This is a genomic window from Dyadobacter psychrophilus (genome assembly GCF_900167945.1).
GTDB classification, from domain to species: domain Bacteria; phylum Bacteroidota; class Bacteroidia; order Cytophagales; family Spirosomataceae; genus Dyadobacter; species Dyadobacter psychrophilus.
The window spans coordinates 1-19,689 of record NZ_FUZA01000008.1; the positions used below are offsets into that span (position 1 = coordinate 1).

A 19,689-nucleotide genomic window follows, 5' to 3' on the forward strand; every position below is an offset into this window, starting at 1 on the left:
GCCCTTTTTTGCGAAAAGTTCTTTAAGAATTTGATTGTCCAGGCTCAGGTCGGCAAACATCTTTTTCAGGCGTGAATTTTCCTCCTCCAAATCTTTCAGCCGTTTGACGTCAGATGCTTCCATTCCTCCATACCGGCTTTTCCAGTTATAAAAAGTGGCCTCAGAAATGCCATGCTGCCGACAAATCTCCTTAGTAGTGATGCCGGTTTCCTGCTGTTTGAGGATCGAAACGATCTGGGTTTCTGTGAATCTCGTCTTTTTCATCAGTTTAAAATTAAGTGATATTCTCTAATTTCAAACTGTCTGTCATTTAGGGACACTTACATTTCGGCTATGCATAGTCGTTTATATTAACTATTGTACAATCAATTTACAGTTATGTTTGACCTATATTTTCAATCTGGTGATTTCTATAATGATGGTGGCTCTTGGATAAAGGATTTACTGATTCCACTTTTAGGCGTTGGTGTCCCCCTTTGGATATTTTACAAAGGAATTGAAAGCCAACGCTTCCAGGATCAGCAAAAATCAGATGAATTTGATCTTCAACAGTTAATATTTTCACATAATCTTTTTGCATCAGCAGCCGAATTCTCACTTGCAATGCAAGCGAATATAGAATCGGTAGTGTCAAATTTGAAAAGCAGCGATTGGTCAAATGACAATTTACCTACTCCAAGTTCTCATGATCTAAGAAGAATTGTATTTGATTTAGATAGAGAGAAGCTCTTTCATGCATGGAAGCGGAAACTAGCTAGTAACTCGGTATCAACTATATTCGTTGCTTTTGACACAATATATGATGTTGAAAAAGCTTATTCAGCTCGCTGGCTAGAAGCTACAAGAGAAATCACAAATAGGAGGAATAAAATCACCTCTGGCTCAGGAAAGTTAATTCTCGGAATTTCACAAATTGATATAGAAAATAATTTTGACGCTCAGGTCCGTTCTCGATTAATGGAAATATTCGTGTCGCAAAATGAGAAACTAGGGGGAGAAGAACTTGATGCTCAACTCGTCATGCAGCATTTGATTGGCCCAATTTCAGACGAATTTGAGAAAGTAGATACGCATGAGCATCGTAAGTGGTTGCCATTGGCAAAAAATGCTTCTGACTTGATAGCCCTATCACTCCAAATTGAATCCATCAGGAATTCCTTATTAACATATTCATTGGAAACACTTTCTGGAACGCTGAACCCTGCGATAAACGATTTATTAAAGCATTATGATCCTTTTAACGAATATTTAAAACACAAAAATCTTCCAGTTGAAACGGATTGACAAAGGCTTCTAACGTTTGTGTAAGCGACAGTTTACAAATGGTAAGTAGGAATATAATATTACGTTATTGCTTGACTATCATATCGTTAAGTTTGACTTCTAGAACCATTAATGCTTTTATAAGATCTTCAAAACTTAGTGCTTCTCCAAAAATCATATTTTCCCGCATCTGTTTATAATCGGCTTCCCAGGCTGGGAGGAGATTTGGCGGCGGCACGAATGCAATTTTATCAGGGCTATGATTGTCATAGTTTACTTCCGCAAGTGCAGTGAACATTTTGCGGTGGTTGACGATCATTTGATACAGATCAAGGTCTGAGAGCGCTATTTCTGCAAACTCTGTTTGACTTAGCCTTTCAATATCATACAAATGCCTGCTTAATCGGTCGACGCGAACTTTCTCGGGCGCTTTTTGAAACTCCTCGTGCAGAAGGAATATCTTTTCGAGAAATGTCCGTTCAGGATTTACAATAGGAAGCGTAATAGACTTATCAGCAAACATCCGATCACCAAAACGCTCCGCTACTAATGTTGTAAACGTTCTCTTTGTGGTTGGTTCTCTGAGTGAACGGCAACCTACTTCTACCAGGACACCGGGGCGGAGATAGGTTTCCGTCTCGGTCAACTTGGGATAATAAATTTCAATAATGATTGGGTCTTGGTCTGATTGCCCGGTGTCTGTACATTTGATATTAACATTTTTAAAACCGGCTGCTGCAAATTTTGTCGTCAATTCTTCAACAAACTTGGTAGTCATAAAGGAGTATGAGACTTTCCTCAACTTCTTAATTTCTTGTCTGGTTAAATCCCCCGCGAAACCCAAATATTGCCGGTCAAGAGCCAAATCAATATCCTCAGAAAACCTTTGAATTAAATTCCAGCCTTTACTAAGCGAGGTTCCCCCTTTGAAAATCAGTGCAGGTGAGCATTCCATCGAGAATACCAAAGCCAAGGTGTGTACTACCCACCAATCTTTTTCGATGGCCATAGCGGGTAAGCCTATTTTGCGTCCAGTTTCGTTATAGATGTTCAGTTTGGTTGCATCAGAAAGTTGTAACCACGAGCTAAGACTAGGTAAATCAATCATTGGTAATAGTGTGTTAAAGTGCCCTTATTATTTGTCTAATCCATTCGGGAGCCAGTTTTATGTCATGTTGGAGATGATATGGCTTTTCATCTTTCAGTCTGGCTGCTATAATCTCAATTTCTTCGGCGGTGACGTTGCCTTTGCCAATAGAGCGAAGCGCCTGTATTACTAGTTTGCTAATTTCGCCAATAGCCGAAACATTACGGGCACTCGCCTTTTTGAAGGTGATAGTCTGGGTTCCAATTTTGACTTGTCGGGAGGATGAATCTGTGTAGTAAACTATATTCAACGGAACCTGCGTAGTTAGTCCCAATTTATAAAGCGCATAACTGCCCGTGGGAACTGCGCGTGCCTTATCACGCCTTATAATTGCTTCCGCAATGTCTTCAATTCCCGGGAGTATCACGCCAATTACTTCATCTTGCACAGGTCTTACGTAAATTCCCGTGGCCGCACGATGTAACTTGCCACTTTGTACAAGTCGTTCTAAGACTTTTGCAACTGTTTTTGCACTTGAAATGCTGAGAAAACTATCCGGAAAGAACAACGTGCCCCTTGGCGAACGGACTATTCTTTCAAGTATTTGATCATCAGAGCTTTCCATATCAGATCAGATATACGTTTTGTCGCAAATTTAGCTGATATTTGCGACAGTTGGTCAAGCCTGTTGAATATTTCAAGACATTTTCTCAACCCCAACCTCACCTATTCTCCATCCACCCAAGAAAAGCCGGCGCTTTTTCCTTATTGATCAATAACTGATCAGGCGTTTCAATAACCAGCTTAACGTATAGTTTCCGCATAAAATAATGCTCGATTTCCTTGATTGCTGAAAAGTTGACCAGATATTGCCGGTTCATCCGGAAAAATTGCTTTTGGCTCACAGACGCTGCTATCTGATCCAGGGACTGGCTCAGTGAAAATTCTTGTCCGTCGAAACACATGATCATCGAAGTTTCATTTCTAATGTAGAAAAAGGCGATATTTGCGGTTTGGACTGTCGTGTATTTCTGATGCTTGAACACCAAAAAACTGGTTTTCTCAGCTTGCGGAGCCATCCTGCTTAGTAACTCGCTCAGGTCGGGAATTGCTTTTTGCTGGAAGAAGTTTTTGAGATCGTCGACTTTGTCGAGCGCGCCTGCAATGTCTTCTTTCGAGAATGGTTTCAGCACGTAATCCACGCCATTCCGTTTGAAAGCTTCCAGTGAATATTCGTCAAATGCCGTACAAAAAATGACCGGACAAACGATCTCTACCGACTTGAAAATCTCAAAACTCAGCCCGTCGGCCAGTTGGATGTCCATAAAAATCAGGTCTGGCTGCGGCCCCGCCGAAAGTGCCTCAACAGATTCTTCGACACTCTGATATGGACCGGTGATTTTGGCCAGCGGACGCAGTTGCCGTAGCATGTTTTCAAGGGACCGGGCTGTTTTCAGCTCGTCCTCAATGATTACGATGTTCATAAATGATAGGAAGTCTAACCTGAAATAGGTTTTGGCCGTTGATTACCTCAACCTGCTTATTTAATAAATGACTGTATTTGAGCTCGATGTTTTTCAATCCCACGCCCAACGAATCTTCCTGATTCTTTCTGAGCTGGACCTGATTTTCAACCACAATGCTTTCACCTTCCATGAAAATGCGGATTTGCAAAGGTCGGTTCAATGATACAATGTTGTGTTTCAGGCAGTTTTCAACCAATAATTGTAATGTAAATGGAGGGATTAATGTGTCTGAAACGGTGTCATCAAGCTTGTTTTGGAAAATAAATCCATCTTCAAATCTCGCCTTTTGCAGAAAAAGATATGCATTCAAAATGTCCATTTCTTCTTTCAAGGGGATCAAATCCAGCTTGCGGCTTTCCAGCGTATAGCGGTAAAAGTTGGCAAGTTTTAATATAAAATCCACCGATTGCTGATCGCCGGTTTCGACCATTGCTTTGAGCGTATTTAGGCTATTGAACAAAAAATGGGGGTTGACCTGCTGTTTCAAGAGGTCATATTGCGCACTTAGATTATCATTCCGAAACCGTTCCAATTCCATGCTCACATGCTGGTTTTCATAATTCTGCTGCAGCATATTCAGGAACATATAAAACACAAGGTTGATCAAAATTCCACGCACTTCCACCATTAGCATGGCGGGGCCGAAATCAATGTGCGAAAGGATAAGCTGCTGAATGTAAGCCAGTCCCAGCATAAGGACCAGACCAAACGCCAGGGAATTCAGCAATTTGGCATACGATATCTTCTGTCCTTGCGGCTGATTGCTTTTTTGCGAAAGCATGTAGATATTGAAATACCACATAATCACCGCAAACGCAGCCGTAATGCCCGCATTCACAGCCGCTTCCAAAGGCACAAACTTGTGCGAAGCCAACTGCGGCACTGAGGAAAGCAAACCGATCACAACGGAGCTCGTCCAGATGATTTTGTTTGAGACTTTTAAAATTGGTTTTGTTACCATATTCAGTCGTCAATGTGCGATTTTAGTTTTGTTAAGGAAAAACGGCAGCTCGCTGTGACGTTATAAATTGGATCCGTCGTTCTTTTTCCGGCCGGCTGTCGCCAGTCTGATAACCTTTTCCGGTCTGGAAATCATAGTCAAAAGCAAATCGCGTTGCATTTCTATGACGAACATTCACTTGCTCAATGGAATAAATCTCTCCATTCATCCTGGTTCCGTACCATTGCGGCATTGGTTTTTGTTTCCAGGTTACTAATGTATAATGTGCGCCAATGTTTGGTTTGGACAACGAATCATGAGCCGTTTGCAGCGCAAGATCATTTCCATACAGTATTGCAATGGTGCCCGTTTTGTTGTTAATGATAGATTTGATCACCTTTTGGTTTCCGGCATCGTACAGATATTCCGGTGCCAGATTGGCGGTGTTGCGGTCGTCGCAAGACAACATTAAAAATGCCAACGCAATGATATATAGTGAAATGTTCGATTTCATTTTGGTAAAATTATTTAGTCGGAATGTTGAATACAAAGTCATTTTCAGGTGCTAACAGTCGGTGACAATTAGCGCAAGTCTGCTCGAACAGAACCGTTTTGCCTGCCGGTTTCAGATCAAGTCCATCGAATTTAGCAAATCCCCAGCCTTCTGTCGCGCTGTACTTCTTGCTGTCTTTGATCATGAATTGCGCATTTTGAAAGTTGCCCGGCAGCACATTGCCTTCTGCATCCTCGGTCTGTTTTCCCCAAACAACCTTCACTATCCTTGCGCCGTCAGGAAAAGGAAGTTGACGATTTTTAATGGCCGTTACCATAATGTCGTTGCCGTAAACGATCCGCATGCTGCCGCCATCAAATTTGTCTGTAATGCTGATGATCTTCCAGTTTTTGTAATCCGAAGAATAAGGGATTCCGTTTAAAGAAACGGGCGTTTTCGGCGTTGCAACTTGTTGGTTTGAAGAGGTTTGTGACATAATCCGCGCTGTATCCACTTTGTGCCTTCCGGGAAGTGTGTTTACATATTTTTTCAAAACGGCCAGCTCAGATCCGGACACTTTGCCGCCTGAATGTGCCAGCTGATAACGTTTCAAAGGCATCTTTTTCTGCTCAATTGCATTCACCATTTCCCATAGCAACAGCTCTTGCACAGCTGCCGGATTCTTGTCCCATTCTGAAAAGTTAAACCGCGAACGCGCCTCATTAATGTCGTGAGCAACTATGAAAGATGCCGGAGCGATCTTGTCAAACCATTCCACTTTCGATTCATTTGAATGACAATCATAACAAGCCCGCTCCAATATCTGCTTCACATCCGCCGGAACCGCAATTTCGCTCGTCACACGCGGGTTCTCAATGTCGGGCGAGCCGATCTGCAGTCCCACAAAGATTAATGTTAGCACAACCGCTGCACTTTTGTAAAATGTTAACCCTGGCTTCTTCATTTTAATGTAATTGTCTGAGTACCAAAGCTCAAATGTATATTTAATCACTTCTATTCCTGAGCTACAAAGCCCCGAGCCAGACAAAGTTTACCGTGAATTAGACATTGATAAAGGTGAGTTAGACAGCGAAAAAACAAAAACTATTCAGTCATTCACTCATCGCACCGGCGACCCGGTCAAAATTCACCATTAAAACCCCTTGTCTAACTCGTACCCTTAATTGTCCGTTTCGGGGTGATTCTGCTGACGCTGCGCATCAAAACACCTCAATTTTGCCTCAGAACCTAAAAACAAAGCGATATGAAAACTTCAAAAATTATCTACTGGACTGGCGCAGCATTGACTTCATTATGGTTTGGCGCAAGCGGCTTTTTTGAACTGACCAAAAACCCGCTGGTATGGGAAATTACCCAGCAACTCGGCTATCCTGCCCATTTCATTTACATTCTGGGCGTGGCAAAACTTTCCGGTGTGGCCGTGCTGCTGACTCCGAATCGTTTGTTACGATTAAAAGAATGGGTTTTCGCGGGTGTATTTTTCGACATTATCTTTGCCTTCTTCTCCAAACTGGCCGTCCTCGGCTTGCCTGCCGCCATTGACGCAGTCATTGCATTTGTAATGGTTACCGTCACTTATGCAATGTTCAGAAAGCTTTATCCTGCTACTTACGGCAGGATTTAGTTAGCATTAACAGCAGCTGGGATTATAACCAATCAATTTCTTTGTCAAAAACACGAAGCGATTGATTGGTTTTTTTTGCGTTTACTCGCCCTGATCTTTCATTACTTTTTCCCGGTGCTGTTTGCCCCAACTGATCATTTCCAAAATGATCCCGCCAAATGACATGCAGTAATCCGTTTCCGTATACTCAACCAAAACAGGCGTGTCGGGAGTTACCGTTCGTTTGATCAGCTGATTGGCTTCCATATCTTTTAACTCTCTCGACAACATCCGCGTCGTAATGCCGGGAATGCTTCTCTGAATGTCGCGAAAACGCCTGTTTCCATTGCATATTGAGTTAATAATGAGGAGTCTCCATTTGCCGCCAATAACGTACATGGTATCCTGCAATGCCTGAACTTCCTGCTTCTGGTTTCTCGGATCGGACAGGATTTCTCCTGCTTTCCTGATCTGTTCTTCATTCATTATGCCAGTCCTTTTACGGTGCAGATCCTTTTGCTGATATGCGAAGAGCACAGGCGGTTCACACCTGCGCTTGCTTCAAATGCTGCGCTAATTTAAGCCAAATGATCAAAGACTCATTCCTCCATCCATGACGATTTCTGCACCTGTGATAAAGCTTGAAGCGTCTCCGGAAAAATAGGTTACCATTTTGGCCACATCATCGGCACTTCCGATTTTTTTCAGCGGAATGCGCTCGATCATCCAGTCGTCCAATGCAAGGCGGGCTGCCGGATCCAAACCCATTTTATTCAAAATCTCAGTTTGCGTCGGGCCAGGACTGATCGCATTCACCCGGATCTTTCTGGGTGCCAGTTCAATAGCGGCAATTTTCATTACCGCATTCAACGCCGCTTTGCTGGAAGTGTACATGGAAGTATTCGCTCCATTCATGCCGACAACATTGGACGACAAAAAGACAACCGAAGCGCCATCATTCAGGATAGGAATGAATTTGCTAAGTGTAAAATAGGCCCCTTTGAAATTCACATCAATCACATAATCGAAATCACTCTCCGTGGCTGTCTCAATTCCCGCACCACCTAACACGCCTGCATTAATGAACAAAATGTCTAGTTTGCCAAATTGCTCGCTAACCTTTTTTGCCAACGATTCAATGTCCGCAACCTTGCCTTGATCACTTACTAAACCAGTCACGCCAAGCTCGGTCGCAGCCTCCCGGATAGCATTTTCGCGTCGGCCCGTAATGATTACGGCTGCTCCCTGCGCTTTTAATTCTTTTGCAGCTGCATAACCGATGCCGCTATTTCCGCCTGTTACCAGCGCCTTCTTCCCTTTTAAAGTTTCCATTGTCTCCTGAATGTTTTTCGACAAAGGTAAATAGCATTTGGTATCAATATTATACCAGTATACTGTGTGATACCAGCTTACTCGTTGGAAGAATTATGTCTCAATGCACGCTCAATTGAGCCATTACTTCGCAGTTAGTCTTCAGTCAGCACCTTTTTCATCATAATGTCCGTCTGCTCGTCGGCGCCGAATTTGAAGATGTGTTTGTCGAAAGGTTTGAAACCGTTCTTTTCGTAAAATTGGATTGCCTTCACATTTTCTTCCCATACACCCAGCCAAATGTATGTTTTTTGTTCCGAACGGGTGATTTCGAGCGCTTTTTCAAACAACAATTGGCCGATCCTTTTGCCGTGATATTCGTTTTTGACGTAAATGCGCTCGATTTCGAGTGAAGCCGGATCGTGCAGCTCTGTTTGAGCATGACCGGTATTTAATTTCATATAGCCAACAACATTGTCACCCAGCCAAGCAAGGAAAAATTGCGACTCCGGAATATCGAGTTCAAGCGCCATTTTGACCTCACTGAAATTTTCAGTGAGGTATTTGTCCATGTCTGCATCGGTGTTGAATGCTGCAAATGTCTCAAAAAAGGTCTCCCGACCGATTTGCTGAACCGTTGCCAGATCGTTCGCGCTGGCTTTTACTATTGTTAACTGATCCATATTCATGCTGATTTCAAGACAATTTCATCAAAACAAGGCCGGCCGTAATGAGCAAAGCGGCTGTGACGCGCATTGCGTTGACGGGCTCACCCAGTATAAAAGTACCAACCAGGAAAGCTCCGACCGCACCGATGCCTGTCCACACCGTGTAGGCAGTGCTTAGCGGCAAATTTCGCATAGCCAAAGCAAGCAAAGCAAAGCTGGCGATCATTGCGACAATGGTAATTGATGTGGGAACAAGCCGGGTGAAACCTTCCGACTGCTTCATGAAATAAGCCCAGACAACCTCGAGTAGGCCGGCGGCAACCAAATAAATCCAAGACATGACTTTGACCCTTTAGGCCGGGCCGTCCCGAATCGGTTCCCACTATGGGGGAGGCCGTCCTCCTGCATTACGCTGATCCGTTACGATTTGCGTAGCTCTGCAAAACTACGATGTTTTGAAAAATCTCGCAAATTTCATCGTTATTGAGAACGTCACTCACCTTTAATAACCTTTACATTTTTAAACATAAAAGCATTGTCACTAACCCGCACGGGCTTTCCGCTGGCAGTCGTTACATTTCTGAGAACGACCTCTTTGGTCTTGACGTAAGGGTATTTTTCCTTGTAGGAATCATCCGTCATTTCGGGATTAAAATTGGCAAAGATTGCGGGGCCCTCGTAATTTTCCGGATGCTTGGCGTCATCGATACGGAGGTTTTCGATGGTGATTTTCTCGGGCATATAGGCTGTGTAACCAAAATCGTGCTGCCCGGAATTGGAGCCTCCGATTAAAGCAGCGCTGAATGGTTTGCCGTCCGCGGGAACAAAAACGCAGTCGCGGATCACCACTTCTCCCTGCCAAGTGCTGCCATAATCGGAGCGAAGGTTGACGATGTTCCTGCCACGGATAGTGCAATTTTCAATTAATAAAAGTCCGCTGCCGATGGCGTTGATCCCCATGTGCCCAAGTGTAGAATTACGGATGGTTGCATTGGCTACGCCCTGGTGGGCATCGAAACGTGATAGCGTACAATGGTCATAAAGCAGGTTTTTGCAAAAATTAGAACCTAAAATGCCCCAGTATTTATTGTCGTTGATATCATTGGTCTGAGTACAATTGACGAAAGAGACATTCAAGGCCCTGTTGGCGGAAAGATCGTATGACCCCATTGATACAGGCTTGCCAGCCGTGCCGATGGTGCTATATGTTTTGTGGCCCGTCAGGATGGCATTTTTAATTGTCACGTAGGAGCAGTCGTTGATCGTGATAAAACCGCCATAGGGCGCCCCTTGATCGCCCTCGCCTTCAATGTGGTGTTCCAGCCCTTCTACCAGCACATTCGATCGTCTGACCGCAATGTTCCTGCTGTAATAAGTGTACTTTGATTCGGCTTTATTGGCAATGGTGGTAAAGCGTCCCCCGTTGACTTTCAACGGTTTTTCATCAATAGGAAGCGCGGTAATCTCAGTGATCTTGTCAAAATCCCAGATAATGGGCGCATTCATATCCACATTCCCGTTTTTGTCGACAACAAAAATATCGGTCTGCGACGAACCATTGTTCTGGTTAAGACCAAACCGGATGTATTGTTTTACATTGGAATTTGTAACTGTTATCAGGCAGGGGCCGGGCAAAGATGCGTCAATTTTCTTCTGATCCCTTTTAAGCGAATTAATGTTTGCCAGTTTAAATGGTTTCAATCCCGAGCTGACCATAAAAACAGAAGCATCGCGTTTTTGGACTTCGGTATCATCAATAATGAAACCGGCCTTGCCAAAATCAGTGTCCGTCTGAATCATCGCCGTCATGTGTTTTGGGCCAATATAATAAGTGGCGTTATCGTCGGCTTTCACGGTCAGACTGTGCAGGTTGGCAAATGCGTGGGTTGCGGCTATGAAATCAATATCATCCGTTTTTCCATCACCTTTGGCGCCGAATGTGCTATAACGGACAAATCCGGCAGTTTTAAATTTACGAATGTCGTCGGGCGAGACATTCACATGCAATTCGCCATTTTCACCAACAGACACTTGAATCTTTCCCTTTTCGGAAGTGATGACTACGCTATCAGGTCTGCTTTCCCGCTGAGCGAGGGCCAGAAATGTGCAAAAAACGAAGATTATCAGGAGTGTGTATTTCATCGTAGGGATCAGATAGTTGATTATTTTTAACAAAAAAGCAAAACTGACTGACCCGCTACTCTAAATAATCTCCACCCAACCCTCCGTACCATTGACCCGGATCTGCTGCCGGTCGGGAATCAACTTTGTTGCATTCTCCACGCCGACTACTGCAGGCAGGCCGTATTCCCGCGCTATGACGGCTCCGTGGGTCATAATTCCGCCTACTTCGGTGATGAGGCCTTTTATGGAAACAAACAAAGGTGTCCAGCTAGGATCTGTGAAGGTCGTAACCAGAATATCGCCCTCTTCTATATCTGCATCTTCCATGTTCAGAATGACGCGTGCCCGACCTTCTACCACCCCGGAAGAAACCGCCAAACCGACGATGGCCCCGGCTGGTAGGTTTTCGCGCTTGTACCGGCCTGTAATGATCTCACCATCAGAAGTCATCACGCGCGGCGGAGTCATTTTTTCAAATCTTTCATAATCTTCTTTTCTCCGGCTGATGATGTTTTGATCCAAATTATTGGTGGTGACAACCTCGGCGAGTTCTGCCAGATTGAGATAGTAGATATCCTCTTTTTCACGAAAAACCCGCGCTTGCACAAGTCGTTCGGCTTCTTCTAACAGCGCAGTTCTGTAAACAAAAAACCTGTTTACCATGCCATATTTTGGATATTCGCGGTAACCCACAAGATTCCGGATCATGTCGATCATCTGCTTTGTTTCTTTGGCCTTTTGGTCGCCATCGGGTAACTGCCGCAATCGATGCAACAGCTCCTGCTCTTTCTTCAATGCTTCGTATTTTCCTTGCTCAAATTTCCGGCTGCTGGCATTCGGCGTGAAATTCTTAACGTTTCCCAGAATTACCGGAATAAGTATCGACGGTTTTTCGGCCCAGCGGGTTCGTGTAATGTCTATCTCCCCGGCACCGCGCATTCCGTATTTTTTGAGAAAAGCAAGGATCGCATTCTGCGTTTCCTGGCCTCCGTTCAGCCGGGGCAGGGTATCCAGAAAGTTTTCATCTTTTACTTTTTGTAAATGGGCAATTACCTCCGGGTAAGGGCGGACCGCGTCTGCTACGTCCAGCAACGCCAGTCCCATTTCGGAAGTAACATTGTTTGGAACGGATTGCGAAAGCGTGTCGGCTGCATTTTTTTCACCCAGCCATTCATACATTTTCTCGTTCACCCAGGACATTGCATTAATCCCCGCCATTAATATGTCGTAGCTTCGCGGATCGAACAGAGATTTTCTCCATTCCTGAATATCTTCGAGAATAAAGTTGATCAAATCAGCGCCGGATTTTCTTTTAATACGCTGTTTTAGCTCCTCCACCAACATTTCATTCCGCTTGATCAACTCGTTAACGACTTCTACGGAAGCTGCTTCTTTTGAAGACGGAGCGCTCGTTCCCGAAGCATCTAGTGGCGTGGACGGCTCATTCTTGTCTGCCTTTTCCTCAGGCTGCATTTTAATAAAATCCTGCCGTTCGAGAATGGTCAGGAGTGCGTCTTTGATCAGCGGATCTGATTTGCCTAATGTTGTATTTAAAATAATTTCCCTGGTGACGGATGAAGCCAGATTTTCTGCAACGTCTACAAACATCCGTCCGCCTGCTGTACGCATCCTTCCGGGGTTCAATGAAAGGAAAAAAGACAACCCCAATGGTTTCATTGCATCCGTCATCATCTGCTGGTGGCCCACAGACACATAGACGTGCGGGCTGCCCTTAGCACTTTCCGGATCATTAGTCTCAGGAATGGGGAACAAAGTAGTGATCGGACGGCTTTGAACCACATAAAATGTGCCGCCAGCCATGCACCATTCAATATCCTGCGGACTGCCGAAATGTGATTCGATTTTTTTGCCGATGCTTGAAACCTCCAAAATTTGTTCATCTGTAAGTGCTTGTCTGTTCTGCCATTCGGTTTCAATATCCTGTTTCTGAGTGCCACCATGAGTTAAGGCATTGATTAACAACTTCTTTGTGGAGATTTTTTTCTCAATCAAATGACCATCCCGAACTTTATAATTATCAGCACTCACCAGCCCCGAAACCAGCGCCTCGCCAAGGCCGAAGCTAGCGTCGATGGATGTTACCTTCCTGTGCGCAGTAACCGGGTCTGCTGTGAACATGATCCCTGAGACATCCGAAAAAATCATTTTCTGAATAATTACAGACAGCCGGACCTTATGATGATCGAAACCGCCACCTGGGATGCCTGTCTGAATGCGATATGTTACCGCCCGATCGGTAAAGAGGGAAGCCCAGCATTTGCTGATATGCCTCAGGATCGCTTCCTGCCCGATAATGTTCAGATAAGTATCCTGCTGGCCCGCGAAGGAAGCCGTTGGCAGGTCTTCCGCCGTTGCACTGGAGCGCACAGCAAATGCATCTTTTTCATTAAATTTTGTTAGATAACCGGCGATTTCATCCGCCATATTTTTTGGAATAATTACATGCTCGATAGCCGCGCGTATTTTCGCGCTGGCCTCGCTGATTTTCACACGCTCATCCGCTTTAAGGCCCTGTAATGTTTCCAATCGGCATCTGACCTCCTCATTGTTTTCAATTATTTCTTGATAAGCTTGCGTAGTTATACAAAATCCGTCAGGCACCCGCACGCCCCCGATCCTGCACAACTCTCCCAGATTGGCACCCTTCCCCCCGACCGACGCGAGTTCCGTCCGGTCAATATCCTCAAAACCAACAATGTATGCACTTTCATTTCTCATGGCTATGTACTTTATGATTGTTTGTTGTTGAGTTGATCCGTCGCCTCGTTCATTATTTCAATGGCTTTTTGAAAGTAAGCTTCAATGATTTTACTTTCTTCGTCCGAAAAGGATGCAAGCAATTTTTCCGATTTGCTTCTGAATTCCTTGTAAAGCGGCGTCAGGAGCGTCATGATGTTTTCGGTGTTGGGCTCAATGATCACCTTTCTCCTGTCTTCTGCGGCGAACCGTCTTGTTACCAGGTTTTTCTTCTCAAACCGGTCTATCAAACCCGTAACCGCGCCCGTCGTGAGGCCCGTTAATGCCGAAAGCTCGCCGGCTGTCATTTGGCCTCTCTCCATCAGAAAACCCAAATACTTATGGTCAGTGCCCGAAAGCCCTGCCCGCCTGGCAACAGCTTCATGCATTTGAAGCGATGTAAATGCATAGTGCTGGCTCAGCCTTCTTATTTTCCTGAGTAGGTCTTCATCCATTTTTTTATCTTATTTACTAAATATCTTATTCGCAAAGATAATATCAGATTTGTGAGATGTGCAAGTTTGATTGGAAAGGAAATCACAAAAACCCCGCTCCCTTTGCGTTGTAAGCACAAACTTCTTCGTACTTCTTATCAATATCATTTACGAAAATCTTGGAATGGTTAAATTACTTTTTTAATATACCATAATATGTCACCGAGCGTTAACGAATTTTAACCCATATCTAAGTATGCCCAAACCGCTCTACCAGTTACTAATGTTTGCTATGATTTCCGTTTCTGCTTTTGCTCAGGAGCAGGTTACCATTAGTGGTTTTGTTCGCGAAAAGGGAAGTCTGGAACTGCTGCCTGGCGTGAATGTTTACCTGCAAAATTCCACGGTCGGAACCGTTACAAACACTTATGGCTTTTATTCGCTGACAATCCCGAAATCCGATTCTGTCTCAATTTCTTTCTCTTTTGTAGGTTATGAAAGGCAGGAAATAAGGGCTGGAAATGTTGCCAGTCAGCAGATTGACATTTCATTATCCACCGTTAATCAGCTGGACGAGGTTATTATTTCGGGCAAGCGGCAGGATGAAAAGGTGAGCGAATCGGTGCAGATGAGCCAGATTGAAATTCCCATTTCCCAAATCAAAAAAATTCCGGCATTTTTTGGTGAAAAAGATGTGATACGTGTGCTTCAGCTGATGCCAGGCGTACAAAAAGGAACGGAAGGACAAACAGGCCTTTACGTGCGCGGCGGCGGGCCCGATCAGAACCTGATCATTCTGGACGACGCTGTTGTGTATAATGCGAGCCATCTTTTCGGCTTTTTCTCCGTCTTTAACAGCGATGCGCTCAAAAGCGTGGAATTGACAAAAGGCGGTTTTCCGGCACGCTATGGCGGACGGCTTTCTTCGGTTGTTGAGATGAATATGAAGGAGGGAAGCAAAGAAAAGCTCCACGGTGAGGGCGGCATAGGGCTCATTTCTTCACGGTTGACGCTGGAAGGACCATTGGCAAAGAAAAAATCATCCTTCCTCATTTCCGCGCGACGTACATACATCGACGTGCTCGCTGCGCCACTGATCGCGCAACAGCAGTCGGGTTACGACAACAAGGTGAAGCCTGGCTATTTCTTTTATGACCTGAATGCAAAAGTGAACTATGATTTTGGTGCGAAAAACAAATTGTATGTCAGTGGCTATTTTGGGCGTGACAAGTTTAATGTCAGAGAAAAAAGCTCCGATAGTCAGAACAGGTCGGGGCTGAACTGGGGCAATGCTACGGCGACATTGCGCTGGAACCATTTGATCAATCAAAAGCTTTTTGTGAACACGTCGCTGATTTACAGCCATTTCAATTTCAATATTTTCTCTAATGATAAGCAATTTGAAAAAGGAGTGCTGAAAGACGAATTCAGTTTGAAATACAACAGCCTGATCCGCGATTACAGCCTGAAAACGGATTTCGACTATTTTCTTAATGCCAAACACAGCGTAAAATTCGGTGCGCAGATCACTTCCCACCGGTTCGTTCCTTCCGCACTGGCGCTGGACGGCGATTTTTCCGACAGTGACATTGACCTTCAAGCCAAACCCATTAATACCATGGAAGCCGGCGCTTATATTGAGGACACCTGGCAGCCATTTACCGCTTTGAAGATAAATGGCGGTTTCAGGTTAAGTTTTTTTGAAACAAATTCGAAGTTGTATGTGCGCCCGGAACCGAGAATTTCGGCTGCATTGAAATTGGCAAAAGACTTTTCTGTTAAAGCCTCTTATGCCAAAATGAACCAGTATGTGCATCTTTTGAGCAATACAGGACTCGGTTTGCCTACGGATCTTTGGGTGCCTACAACCGACAAGGTGGCGCCGCAACAGTCCAGCCAGATTGCATTCGGCTTCGCGAAAGATCTTGAAAAGCCAGGCCTCGCGCTGACGTTGGAAGGCTATTATAAGAAAATGAACAACATTATCAGCTATAAGGAGGGCTCCTCATTCATCAGTCTGAACGGAGAAAATGCGAACGAGCTGAACTGGGAAGACAACATTACAACAGGCAAAGGCTGGTCATACGGCGCTGAATTTATGGTGCAAAAGAAAACAGGAAAGCTTTCGGGCTGGATAGGATACACATTGTCCTGGACGCAGTGGAAGTTTCCTGAGCTGAATTTTGGCAAAACATTTTACCCCCGTTACGACCGCCGCAACGACCTTTCCGTTGTTGGGATTTACGAGCTCAGCAAACGCATTACATTGTCGGCGACCTGGGTTTACGGGACAGGAAATGCCCTCACGATTCCGGTTTCCAAGTTTATGACTTATAGCAACCGTTTCGTGCCTAATCCATGGGGCATAGCTGCCGATGCCGGCAATGTAACCAATGAATATGGTGAGAAGAACGGTTTCCGCGCCGAGCCATACCACCGGATGGACATTGCCATTCAGTTTCACAAAAAGAAGAAGCGGCATGAAAGAACCTGGGAATTTGGCCTTTACAATGCTTACAACCGCAGAAATCCGTTTTTCTACAACATTGATAACAAAGAAAACCCGAAGGACCCTAACCAGCGGATCAATGTCCTCACACGTTTTTCATTATTTCCCGTGCTTCCTTCTTTTAGCTATAATTTTAAATTCTGACCGAAAATGCGCTTCATTAAAGCCCTTACCCATATCCACGAACCGGTATATTTTCTGTTGGTCATTTGTGCCGTTTTGTTAGCTGGTTGCGAAAGCCTTATTAATGACCTGGACCAGGATAAGCTTCCAAAAACCGAGATAAAGCTGGCCGTTTCCTGTTATATATCACCACAAAGCCCTCGTTTGGAGGCGATCATCACCGAATCGCAACCACTTTTTGGACCTGCCACTTATAATCCTATTATTGTTTCCAATGCAGAGGTTATCCTGGCGGATGATGTCAATCAGGTCCGGCTTCTGTTTAATGATTCCACAAAAAATTACGTTGCCGACAGCGGCGCATTCAAAGTGGTGGCAGGAAAAACATATACATTGACTGTTAATGATGGAAAAAGGTCTGTCCGGGCAAAATGCACGGTGCCTTTTAATAGAGTAAAGACCATGGAGCTGGCCGTCAATAAGGAATGGAATGGATATGGCCCCGATTCATCGGCCTGGTTCCGATTTTCCTGGGAAGATGTAAAAGGAGAAGAGAACTTTTACGCGCTCCGCGGTGCATATACTTTGGAAGAAACTGTGCCGAGATTTTATCCCGAAACGGGTGAAATTACTCCATTTCGATACAGCTATCGTTATGACATTTACGATTATGACAGAGGGGTCTACAATGACATTAACCTCGACGGAATCAAGTTCAATTCTCCCAGAAACGGCGTTTTTATGAGCCCAAAGAGAACAATTACTTATCAGGATAAAAATGGCGTGGAAAAGTCGGTCGAAAATGACCCGCGATTAAGGGACGTACGGATAGAAGTCATGTGCATTGACGAACATTATTATAAGTTCAAACGATCGTTGGAAAACAATGATGACAATCCGTTCGTAGAGCCAACATTGGTATACACCAACATTGAAGGCGGCCTGGGCTGTTTTGCTTCCTTCAACGCAGTTGGTCTGACCGTCAATCCCTGAACTTAAACCGGAACAAAAAAATGACGAAACTTTCGCTTCGTCATTTTGCCCGGGTTTTCAAATGCAGTCTGGTCAGAATTTCAATTCCTTAATTCTCGCAATAACCCGGTTTGCAATGATCTGGTAACCTTTATCATTCAAGTGTATTTCGTCCGTGCCCACATCCGCACGCAGACCTCTCGGGAAATTAAGGTTTTCAAGATCCGTCCTGTCATCATCCGAAGGGCTGTAACTGATCTCTGCCAGCTCGGCATCGGTTGGCGGCGTCATTTCCACGAAAGATTTGCCATACTTAGCGGCAAGCTTCTCATTAATGGCCGTAACCTGCTTGTAATTATCAGTGTCTTTCCGATCCGATTGTCCAAGCAGCACGCCCAGCACAAGGTATCGAGCGGGTGCCGTAATGTAAGCAATGGAGCTGTCCAATGCGGCAATGATCTGATCTTCCGCATCGGATTTCCCAATGTTGTTCCGTCCATACCAAAGTATCTGTGTGGCTGTCTTCAGCCTGGACGCGTCCTCCAAAAGGAACTCTGAATCTTCGGGCACATCCAGTACGCTGACCGCGGCCGGGGTAATGGTGTAATTTTCGCCGAGCTCCGCATTGGCCGTGCGCCGGATTGTGCACCTTACGCCACCTACTGTGCCGGTTCGGCTGTATTCGTCGTAATTTGTTGGTGTGGATAAAAAGGAATTGCTGAGTTTGGTGATCTTAACGGGCTTGATTCCATTCAGCTTATTGCCATCAATGGAAATGGTGAGAGGTGTGCCGCCCTGTCTTACGGCGATGCGTGAGGCAACTTGCCCCACAATCCCGTCGCTCAGAACCGGCCTGCCTGCCAATGCAGCGGCCACAATGCTTCCATAGGGCGCGGTTCCGCCTGCTCCAATTGTGAGACTGTCCCCGAAAAACGCCAGTGTTTTGTCCCTGTCCGGAACTTGCTCTTCTTCTTCCTTCTCCTCAGCTTTATCGCTTTTTGGAAAAATATCTTCTATTATTCCTTCGCAGGACGATAATAGTGTGGTTGTGAAAATGGCCGCTCCAGAATGGAAAAAGAAACGCCTGCGGCTGAATGAATTGTCTGGATTCTTAATGTGCGATTTGTTCTTCTGATCTTCAATCATTTTTAGAAGAGATATGGGGTGGTGCTTATATCTCACTCCAACAATAATCATTCCAACCACAGGCTCATTAATTTACCGTTGAATCAATAAAATTTGTTGCATTTTTCCACGCTATGTTCCTTTGTGAAAAATCAAAAAGCCATGGAACACTTATTCTTACAACTAGCGGGTTTAATTGAAGCAGGATTGGTAATACTAATGCTTTTCATTGGATACAAAATCATCCAGAGCCTCGAAGTAACTTCCTCCAAAAAGTAGTACAATTCTGGGATCGGCGGTCAGCGCAAGGTTAGTTTAAAATAATCACCCTCATCTGATTCGCCCGCTCCTGTAATTTCCCATCCCATTGCCTTGTAAAAGCCGATTGCATTGCTGTTTGCTTGCAAGCATTTCAACGTGGCAGGCCTGCCTAATTCAAGCAAACAGGCATTTAAAAGCAGCTTTCCTATTCCCTTCCCCATAAACGCGGGATCTACAAAAAGGGAATGAATAAAATTCTCGGGCGGCCACCAGGCGATGAAACCAACGGGCGAGCCGGTGGCAATCGCAACCAATATCTCCTCATGCCGAGTGGCCAGGTCAAAATCTGCAAGATCAAAATGCTCGGGATCGGCCCAGAAAAATGCTTCCCTCCTGGATTCCAGAAAAATGCGTCTCAGATCGGAGGCATCTTCCAGGCTGTATTTTTTGATAGTCAAATTCATAAACAAAG

At 44.8% G+C, this 19,689-nt stretch carries 20 protein-coding genes; 4 read left to right on the forward strand and 16 right to left on the reverse strand.

Features of this window, described 5'->3' with window-relative positions; translation table 11 throughout:
• A partial coding sequence (gene tnpA, locus B5X68_RS23420; RefSeq protein WP_141110303.1) for an IS66 family insertion sequence element accessory protein TnpA occupies positions 1-264 on the reverse strand: 264 nt, incomplete at its 3' end.
• 114 nt (positions 265-378) lie between these two features.
• On the opposite strand from tnpA, the gene B5X68_RS23425 reads away from it, so the two are divergent.
• Positions 379-1,284, forward strand: coding sequence for a hypothetical protein (locus B5X68_RS23425; protein ID WP_082217206.1), 906 nt, complete (start codon positions 379-381; stop codon positions 1,282-1,284).
• 64 nt (positions 1,285-1,348) lie between these two features.
• Here B5X68_RS23425 and B5X68_RS23430 read toward each other — a convergent pair whose 3' ends face one another.
• From B5X68_RS23430 to B5X68_RS23455, 6 genes are all read right to left on the reverse strand, one after another.
• Positions 1,349-2,371, reverse strand: a complete 1,023-nt coding sequence (locus B5X68_RS23430) for a nucleotidyl transferase AbiEii/AbiGii toxin family protein (protein WP_082217207.1) — start codon at positions 2,369-2,371, stop codon at positions 1,349-1,351.
• A gap of 13 nt (positions 2,372-2,384) precedes the next feature.
• A complete protein-coding gene (locus B5X68_RS23435; RefSeq protein ID WP_170916716.1) occupies positions 2,385-2,975 on the reverse strand; it encodes a DUF6088 family protein in 591 nt (196 codons plus the stop codon).
• Positions 2,976-3,072: 97 nt separating this feature from the next.
• Positions 3,073-3,834: a LytR/AlgR family response regulator transcription factor gene (locus tag B5X68_RS23440; protein ID WP_082217208.1), complete on the reverse strand. Its 762-nt coding sequence runs from the start codon at positions 3,832-3,834 to the stop codon at positions 3,073-3,075.
• Positions 3,815-4,837, reverse strand: a complete 1,023-nt coding sequence (locus tag B5X68_RS23445) for a sensor histidine kinase (protein ID WP_082217209.1) — start codon at positions 4,835-4,837, stop codon at positions 3,815-3,817. The genes B5X68_RS23440 and B5X68_RS23445 overlap by 20 nt, the downstream gene beginning before the upstream one ends.
• 31 nt (positions 4,838-4,868) lie before the next feature.
• On the reverse strand, positions 4,869-5,330 hold the full coding sequence (locus B5X68_RS23450) for a hypothetical protein (RefSeq protein ID WP_082217210.1): 462 nt from the start codon (positions 5,328-5,330) through the stop codon (positions 4,869-4,871).
• Positions 5,331-5,340: 10 nt separating this feature from the next.
• A complete protein-coding gene (locus B5X68_RS23455) occupies positions 5,341-6,273 on the reverse strand; it encodes a heme-binding domain-containing protein (protein ID WP_082217411.1) in 933 nt (310 codons plus the stop codon).
• Positions 6,274-6,573: 300 nt separating this feature from the next.
• Here B5X68_RS23455 and B5X68_RS23460 point away from each other — a divergent pair, with 300 nt between their 5' ends.
• A complete protein-coding gene (locus B5X68_RS23460) occupies positions 6,574-6,954 on the forward strand; it encodes a DoxX family protein (RefSeq protein ID WP_082217211.1) in 381 nt (126 codons plus the stop codon).
• Positions 6,955-7,035: 81 nt separating this feature from the next.
• Here the strand turns inward: B5X68_RS23460 and B5X68_RS23465 are convergent, their stop codons facing one another.
• The 7 genes from B5X68_RS23465 to B5X68_RS23495 all read right to left on the reverse strand — a co-directional run bounded on the left by B5X68_RS23465 (position 7,036) and on the right by B5X68_RS23495 (position 14,248).
• Positions 7,036-7,419 carry a winged helix-turn-helix transcriptional regulator gene (locus B5X68_RS23465; protein WP_082217412.1) on the reverse strand — a complete coding sequence of 128 codons (384 nt, stop codon included), beginning with the start codon at positions 7,417-7,419 and terminating at the stop codon, positions 7,036-7,038.
• 105 nt (positions 7,420-7,524) lie between these two features.
• On the reverse strand, positions 7,525-8,265 hold the full coding sequence (locus tag B5X68_RS23470; RefSeq protein ID WP_082217212.1) for an SDR family oxidoreductase: 741 nt from the start codon (positions 8,263-8,265) through the stop codon (positions 7,525-7,527).
• Between the two features lie 134 nt (positions 8,266-8,399).
• A complete protein-coding gene (locus tag B5X68_RS23475; RefSeq protein WP_082217413.1) occupies positions 8,400-8,927 on the reverse strand; it encodes a GNAT family N-acetyltransferase in 528 nt (175 codons plus the stop codon).
• Positions 8,928-8,940: 13 nt separating this feature from the next.
• Positions 8,941-9,252 carry a DMT family transporter gene (locus tag B5X68_RS23480; protein WP_082217213.1) on the reverse strand — a complete coding sequence of 104 codons (312 nt, stop codon included), beginning with the start codon at positions 9,250-9,252 and terminating at the stop codon, positions 8,941-8,943.
• Positions 9,253-9,404: 152 nt separating this feature from the next.
• Positions 9,405-11,054, reverse strand: a complete 1,650-nt coding sequence (locus tag B5X68_RS23485) for a hypothetical protein (RefSeq protein ID WP_082217214.1) — start codon at positions 11,052-11,054, stop codon at positions 9,405-9,407.
• 60 nt (positions 11,055-11,114) lie between these two features.
• The gene (gene ppsA, locus B5X68_RS23490; RefSeq protein ID WP_082217215.1) at positions 11,115-13,775 is read right to left on the reverse strand and encodes a phosphoenolpyruvate synthase; all 2,661 of its coding nucleotides are present in this window, start codon (positions 13,773-13,775) and stop codon (positions 11,115-11,117) included.
• Between the two features lie 11 nt (positions 13,776-13,786).
• Positions 13,787-14,248: a MarR family winged helix-turn-helix transcriptional regulator gene (locus B5X68_RS23495; RefSeq protein ID WP_082217216.1), complete on the reverse strand. Its 462-nt coding sequence runs from the start codon at positions 14,246-14,248 to the stop codon at positions 13,787-13,789.
• A 235-nt stretch (positions 14,249-14,483) separates the two neighbouring features.
• Between B5X68_RS23495 and B5X68_RS23500 the strand changes: the two genes are divergently transcribed.
• Together B5X68_RS23500 and B5X68_RS23505 are read left to right on the forward strand one after the other, a co-directional pair.
• Positions 14,484-16,880 (forward strand): TonB-dependent receptor, encoded by a 2,397-nt coding sequence (locus B5X68_RS23500; protein ID WP_082217217.1) that lies wholly within the window; start codon positions 14,484-14,486, stop codon positions 16,878-16,880.
• 6 nt (positions 16,881-16,886) lie between these two features.
• A complete protein-coding gene (locus tag B5X68_RS23505) occupies positions 16,887-17,852 on the forward strand; it encodes a DUF4249 domain-containing protein (protein WP_082217218.1) in 966 nt (321 codons plus the stop codon).
• Positions 17,853-17,924: 72 nt separating this feature from the next.
• Here the strand turns inward: B5X68_RS23505 and B5X68_RS23510 are convergent, their stop codons facing one another.
• On the reverse strand, positions 17,925-18,977 hold the full coding sequence (locus tag B5X68_RS23510) for an SGNH/GDSL hydrolase family protein (protein ID WP_229208539.1): 1,053 nt from the start codon (positions 18,975-18,977) through the stop codon (positions 17,925-17,927).
• 278 nt (positions 18,978-19,255) lie between these two features.
• Entirely contained in the window at positions 19,256-19,681 is a 426-nt protein-coding gene (locus tag B5X68_RS23515; RefSeq protein WP_082217219.1) for a GNAT family N-acetyltransferase, read from the reverse strand.
• Positions 19,682-19,689: the final 8 nt, after the last annotated feature.

Bases quoted from the DNA above. Each gene is read 5' to 3' on its own strand.
- B5X68_RS23450 (WP_082217210.1), bottom strand. From the start codon at position 5,330: ATGAAATCGAACATTTCACTATATATCATTGCGTTGGCATTTTTAATG.
- B5X68_RS23440 (WP_082217208.1), bottom strand. From the start codon at position 3,834: ATGAACATCGTAATCATTGAGGACGAGCTGAAAACAGCCCGGTCCCTT.
- B5X68_RS23495 (WP_082217216.1), bottom strand. From the start codon at position 14,248: ATGGATGAAGACCTACTCAGGAAAATAAGAAGGCTGAGCCAGCACTAT.
- B5X68_RS23470 (WP_082217212.1), bottom strand. From the start codon at position 8,265: ATGGAAACTTTAAAAGGGAAGAAGGCGCTGGTAACAGGCGGAAATAGC.
- ppsA (WP_082217215.1), bottom strand. From the start codon at position 13,775: ATGAGAAATGAAAGTGCATACATTGTTGGTTTTGAGGATATTGACCGG.
- B5X68_RS23505 (WP_082217218.1), top strand. From the start codon at position 16,887: ATGCGCTTCATTAAAGCCCTTACCCATATCCACGAACCGGTATATTTT.
- B5X68_RS23460 (WP_082217211.1), top strand. From the start codon at position 6,574: ATGAAAACTTCAAAAATTATCTACTGGACTGGCGCAGCATTGACTTCA.
- B5X68_RS23465 (WP_082217412.1), bottom strand. From the start codon at position 7,419: ATGAATGAAGAACAGATCAGGAAAGCAGGAGAAATCCTGTCCGATCCG.
- B5X68_RS23425 (WP_082217206.1), top strand. From the start codon at position 379: ATGTTTGACCTATATTTTCAATCTGGTGATTTCTATAATGATGGTGGC.
- B5X68_RS23515 (WP_082217219.1), bottom strand. From the start codon at position 19,681: ATGAATTTGACTATCAAAAAATACAGCCTGGAAGATGCCTCCGATCTG.
- B5X68_RS23430 (WP_082217207.1), bottom strand. From the start codon at position 2,371: ATGATTGATTTACCTAGTCTTAGCTCGTGGTTACAACTTTCTGATGCA.
- B5X68_RS23475 (WP_082217413.1), bottom strand. From the start codon at position 8,927: ATGGATCAGTTAACAATAGTAAAAGCCAGCGCGAACGATCTGGCAACG.
- B5X68_RS23500 (WP_082217217.1), top strand. From the start codon at position 14,484: ATGCCCAAACCGCTCTACCAGTTACTAATGTTTGCTATGATTTCCGTT.
- B5X68_RS23485 (WP_082217214.1), bottom strand. From the start codon at position 11,054: ATGAAATACACACTCCTGATAATCTTCGTTTTTTGCACATTTCTGGCC.
- B5X68_RS23445 (WP_082217209.1), bottom strand. From the start codon at position 4,837: ATGGTAACAAAACCAATTTTAAAAGTCTCAAACAAAATCATCTGGACG.
- B5X68_RS23480 (WP_082217213.1), bottom strand. From the start codon at position 9,252: ATGTCTTGGATTTATTTGGTTGCCGCCGGCCTACTCGAGGTTGTCTGG.
- B5X68_RS23435 (WP_170916716.1), bottom strand. From the start codon at position 2,975: ATGGAAAGCTCTGATGATCAAATACTTGAAAGAATAGTCCGTTCGCCA.
- B5X68_RS23455 (WP_082217411.1), bottom strand. From the start codon at position 6,273: ATGAAGAAGCCAGGGTTAACATTTTACAAAAGTGCAGCGGTTGTGCTA.
- B5X68_RS23510 (WP_229208539.1), bottom strand. From the start codon at position 18,977: ATGATTGAAGATCAGAAGAACAAATCGCACATTAAGAATCCAGACAAT.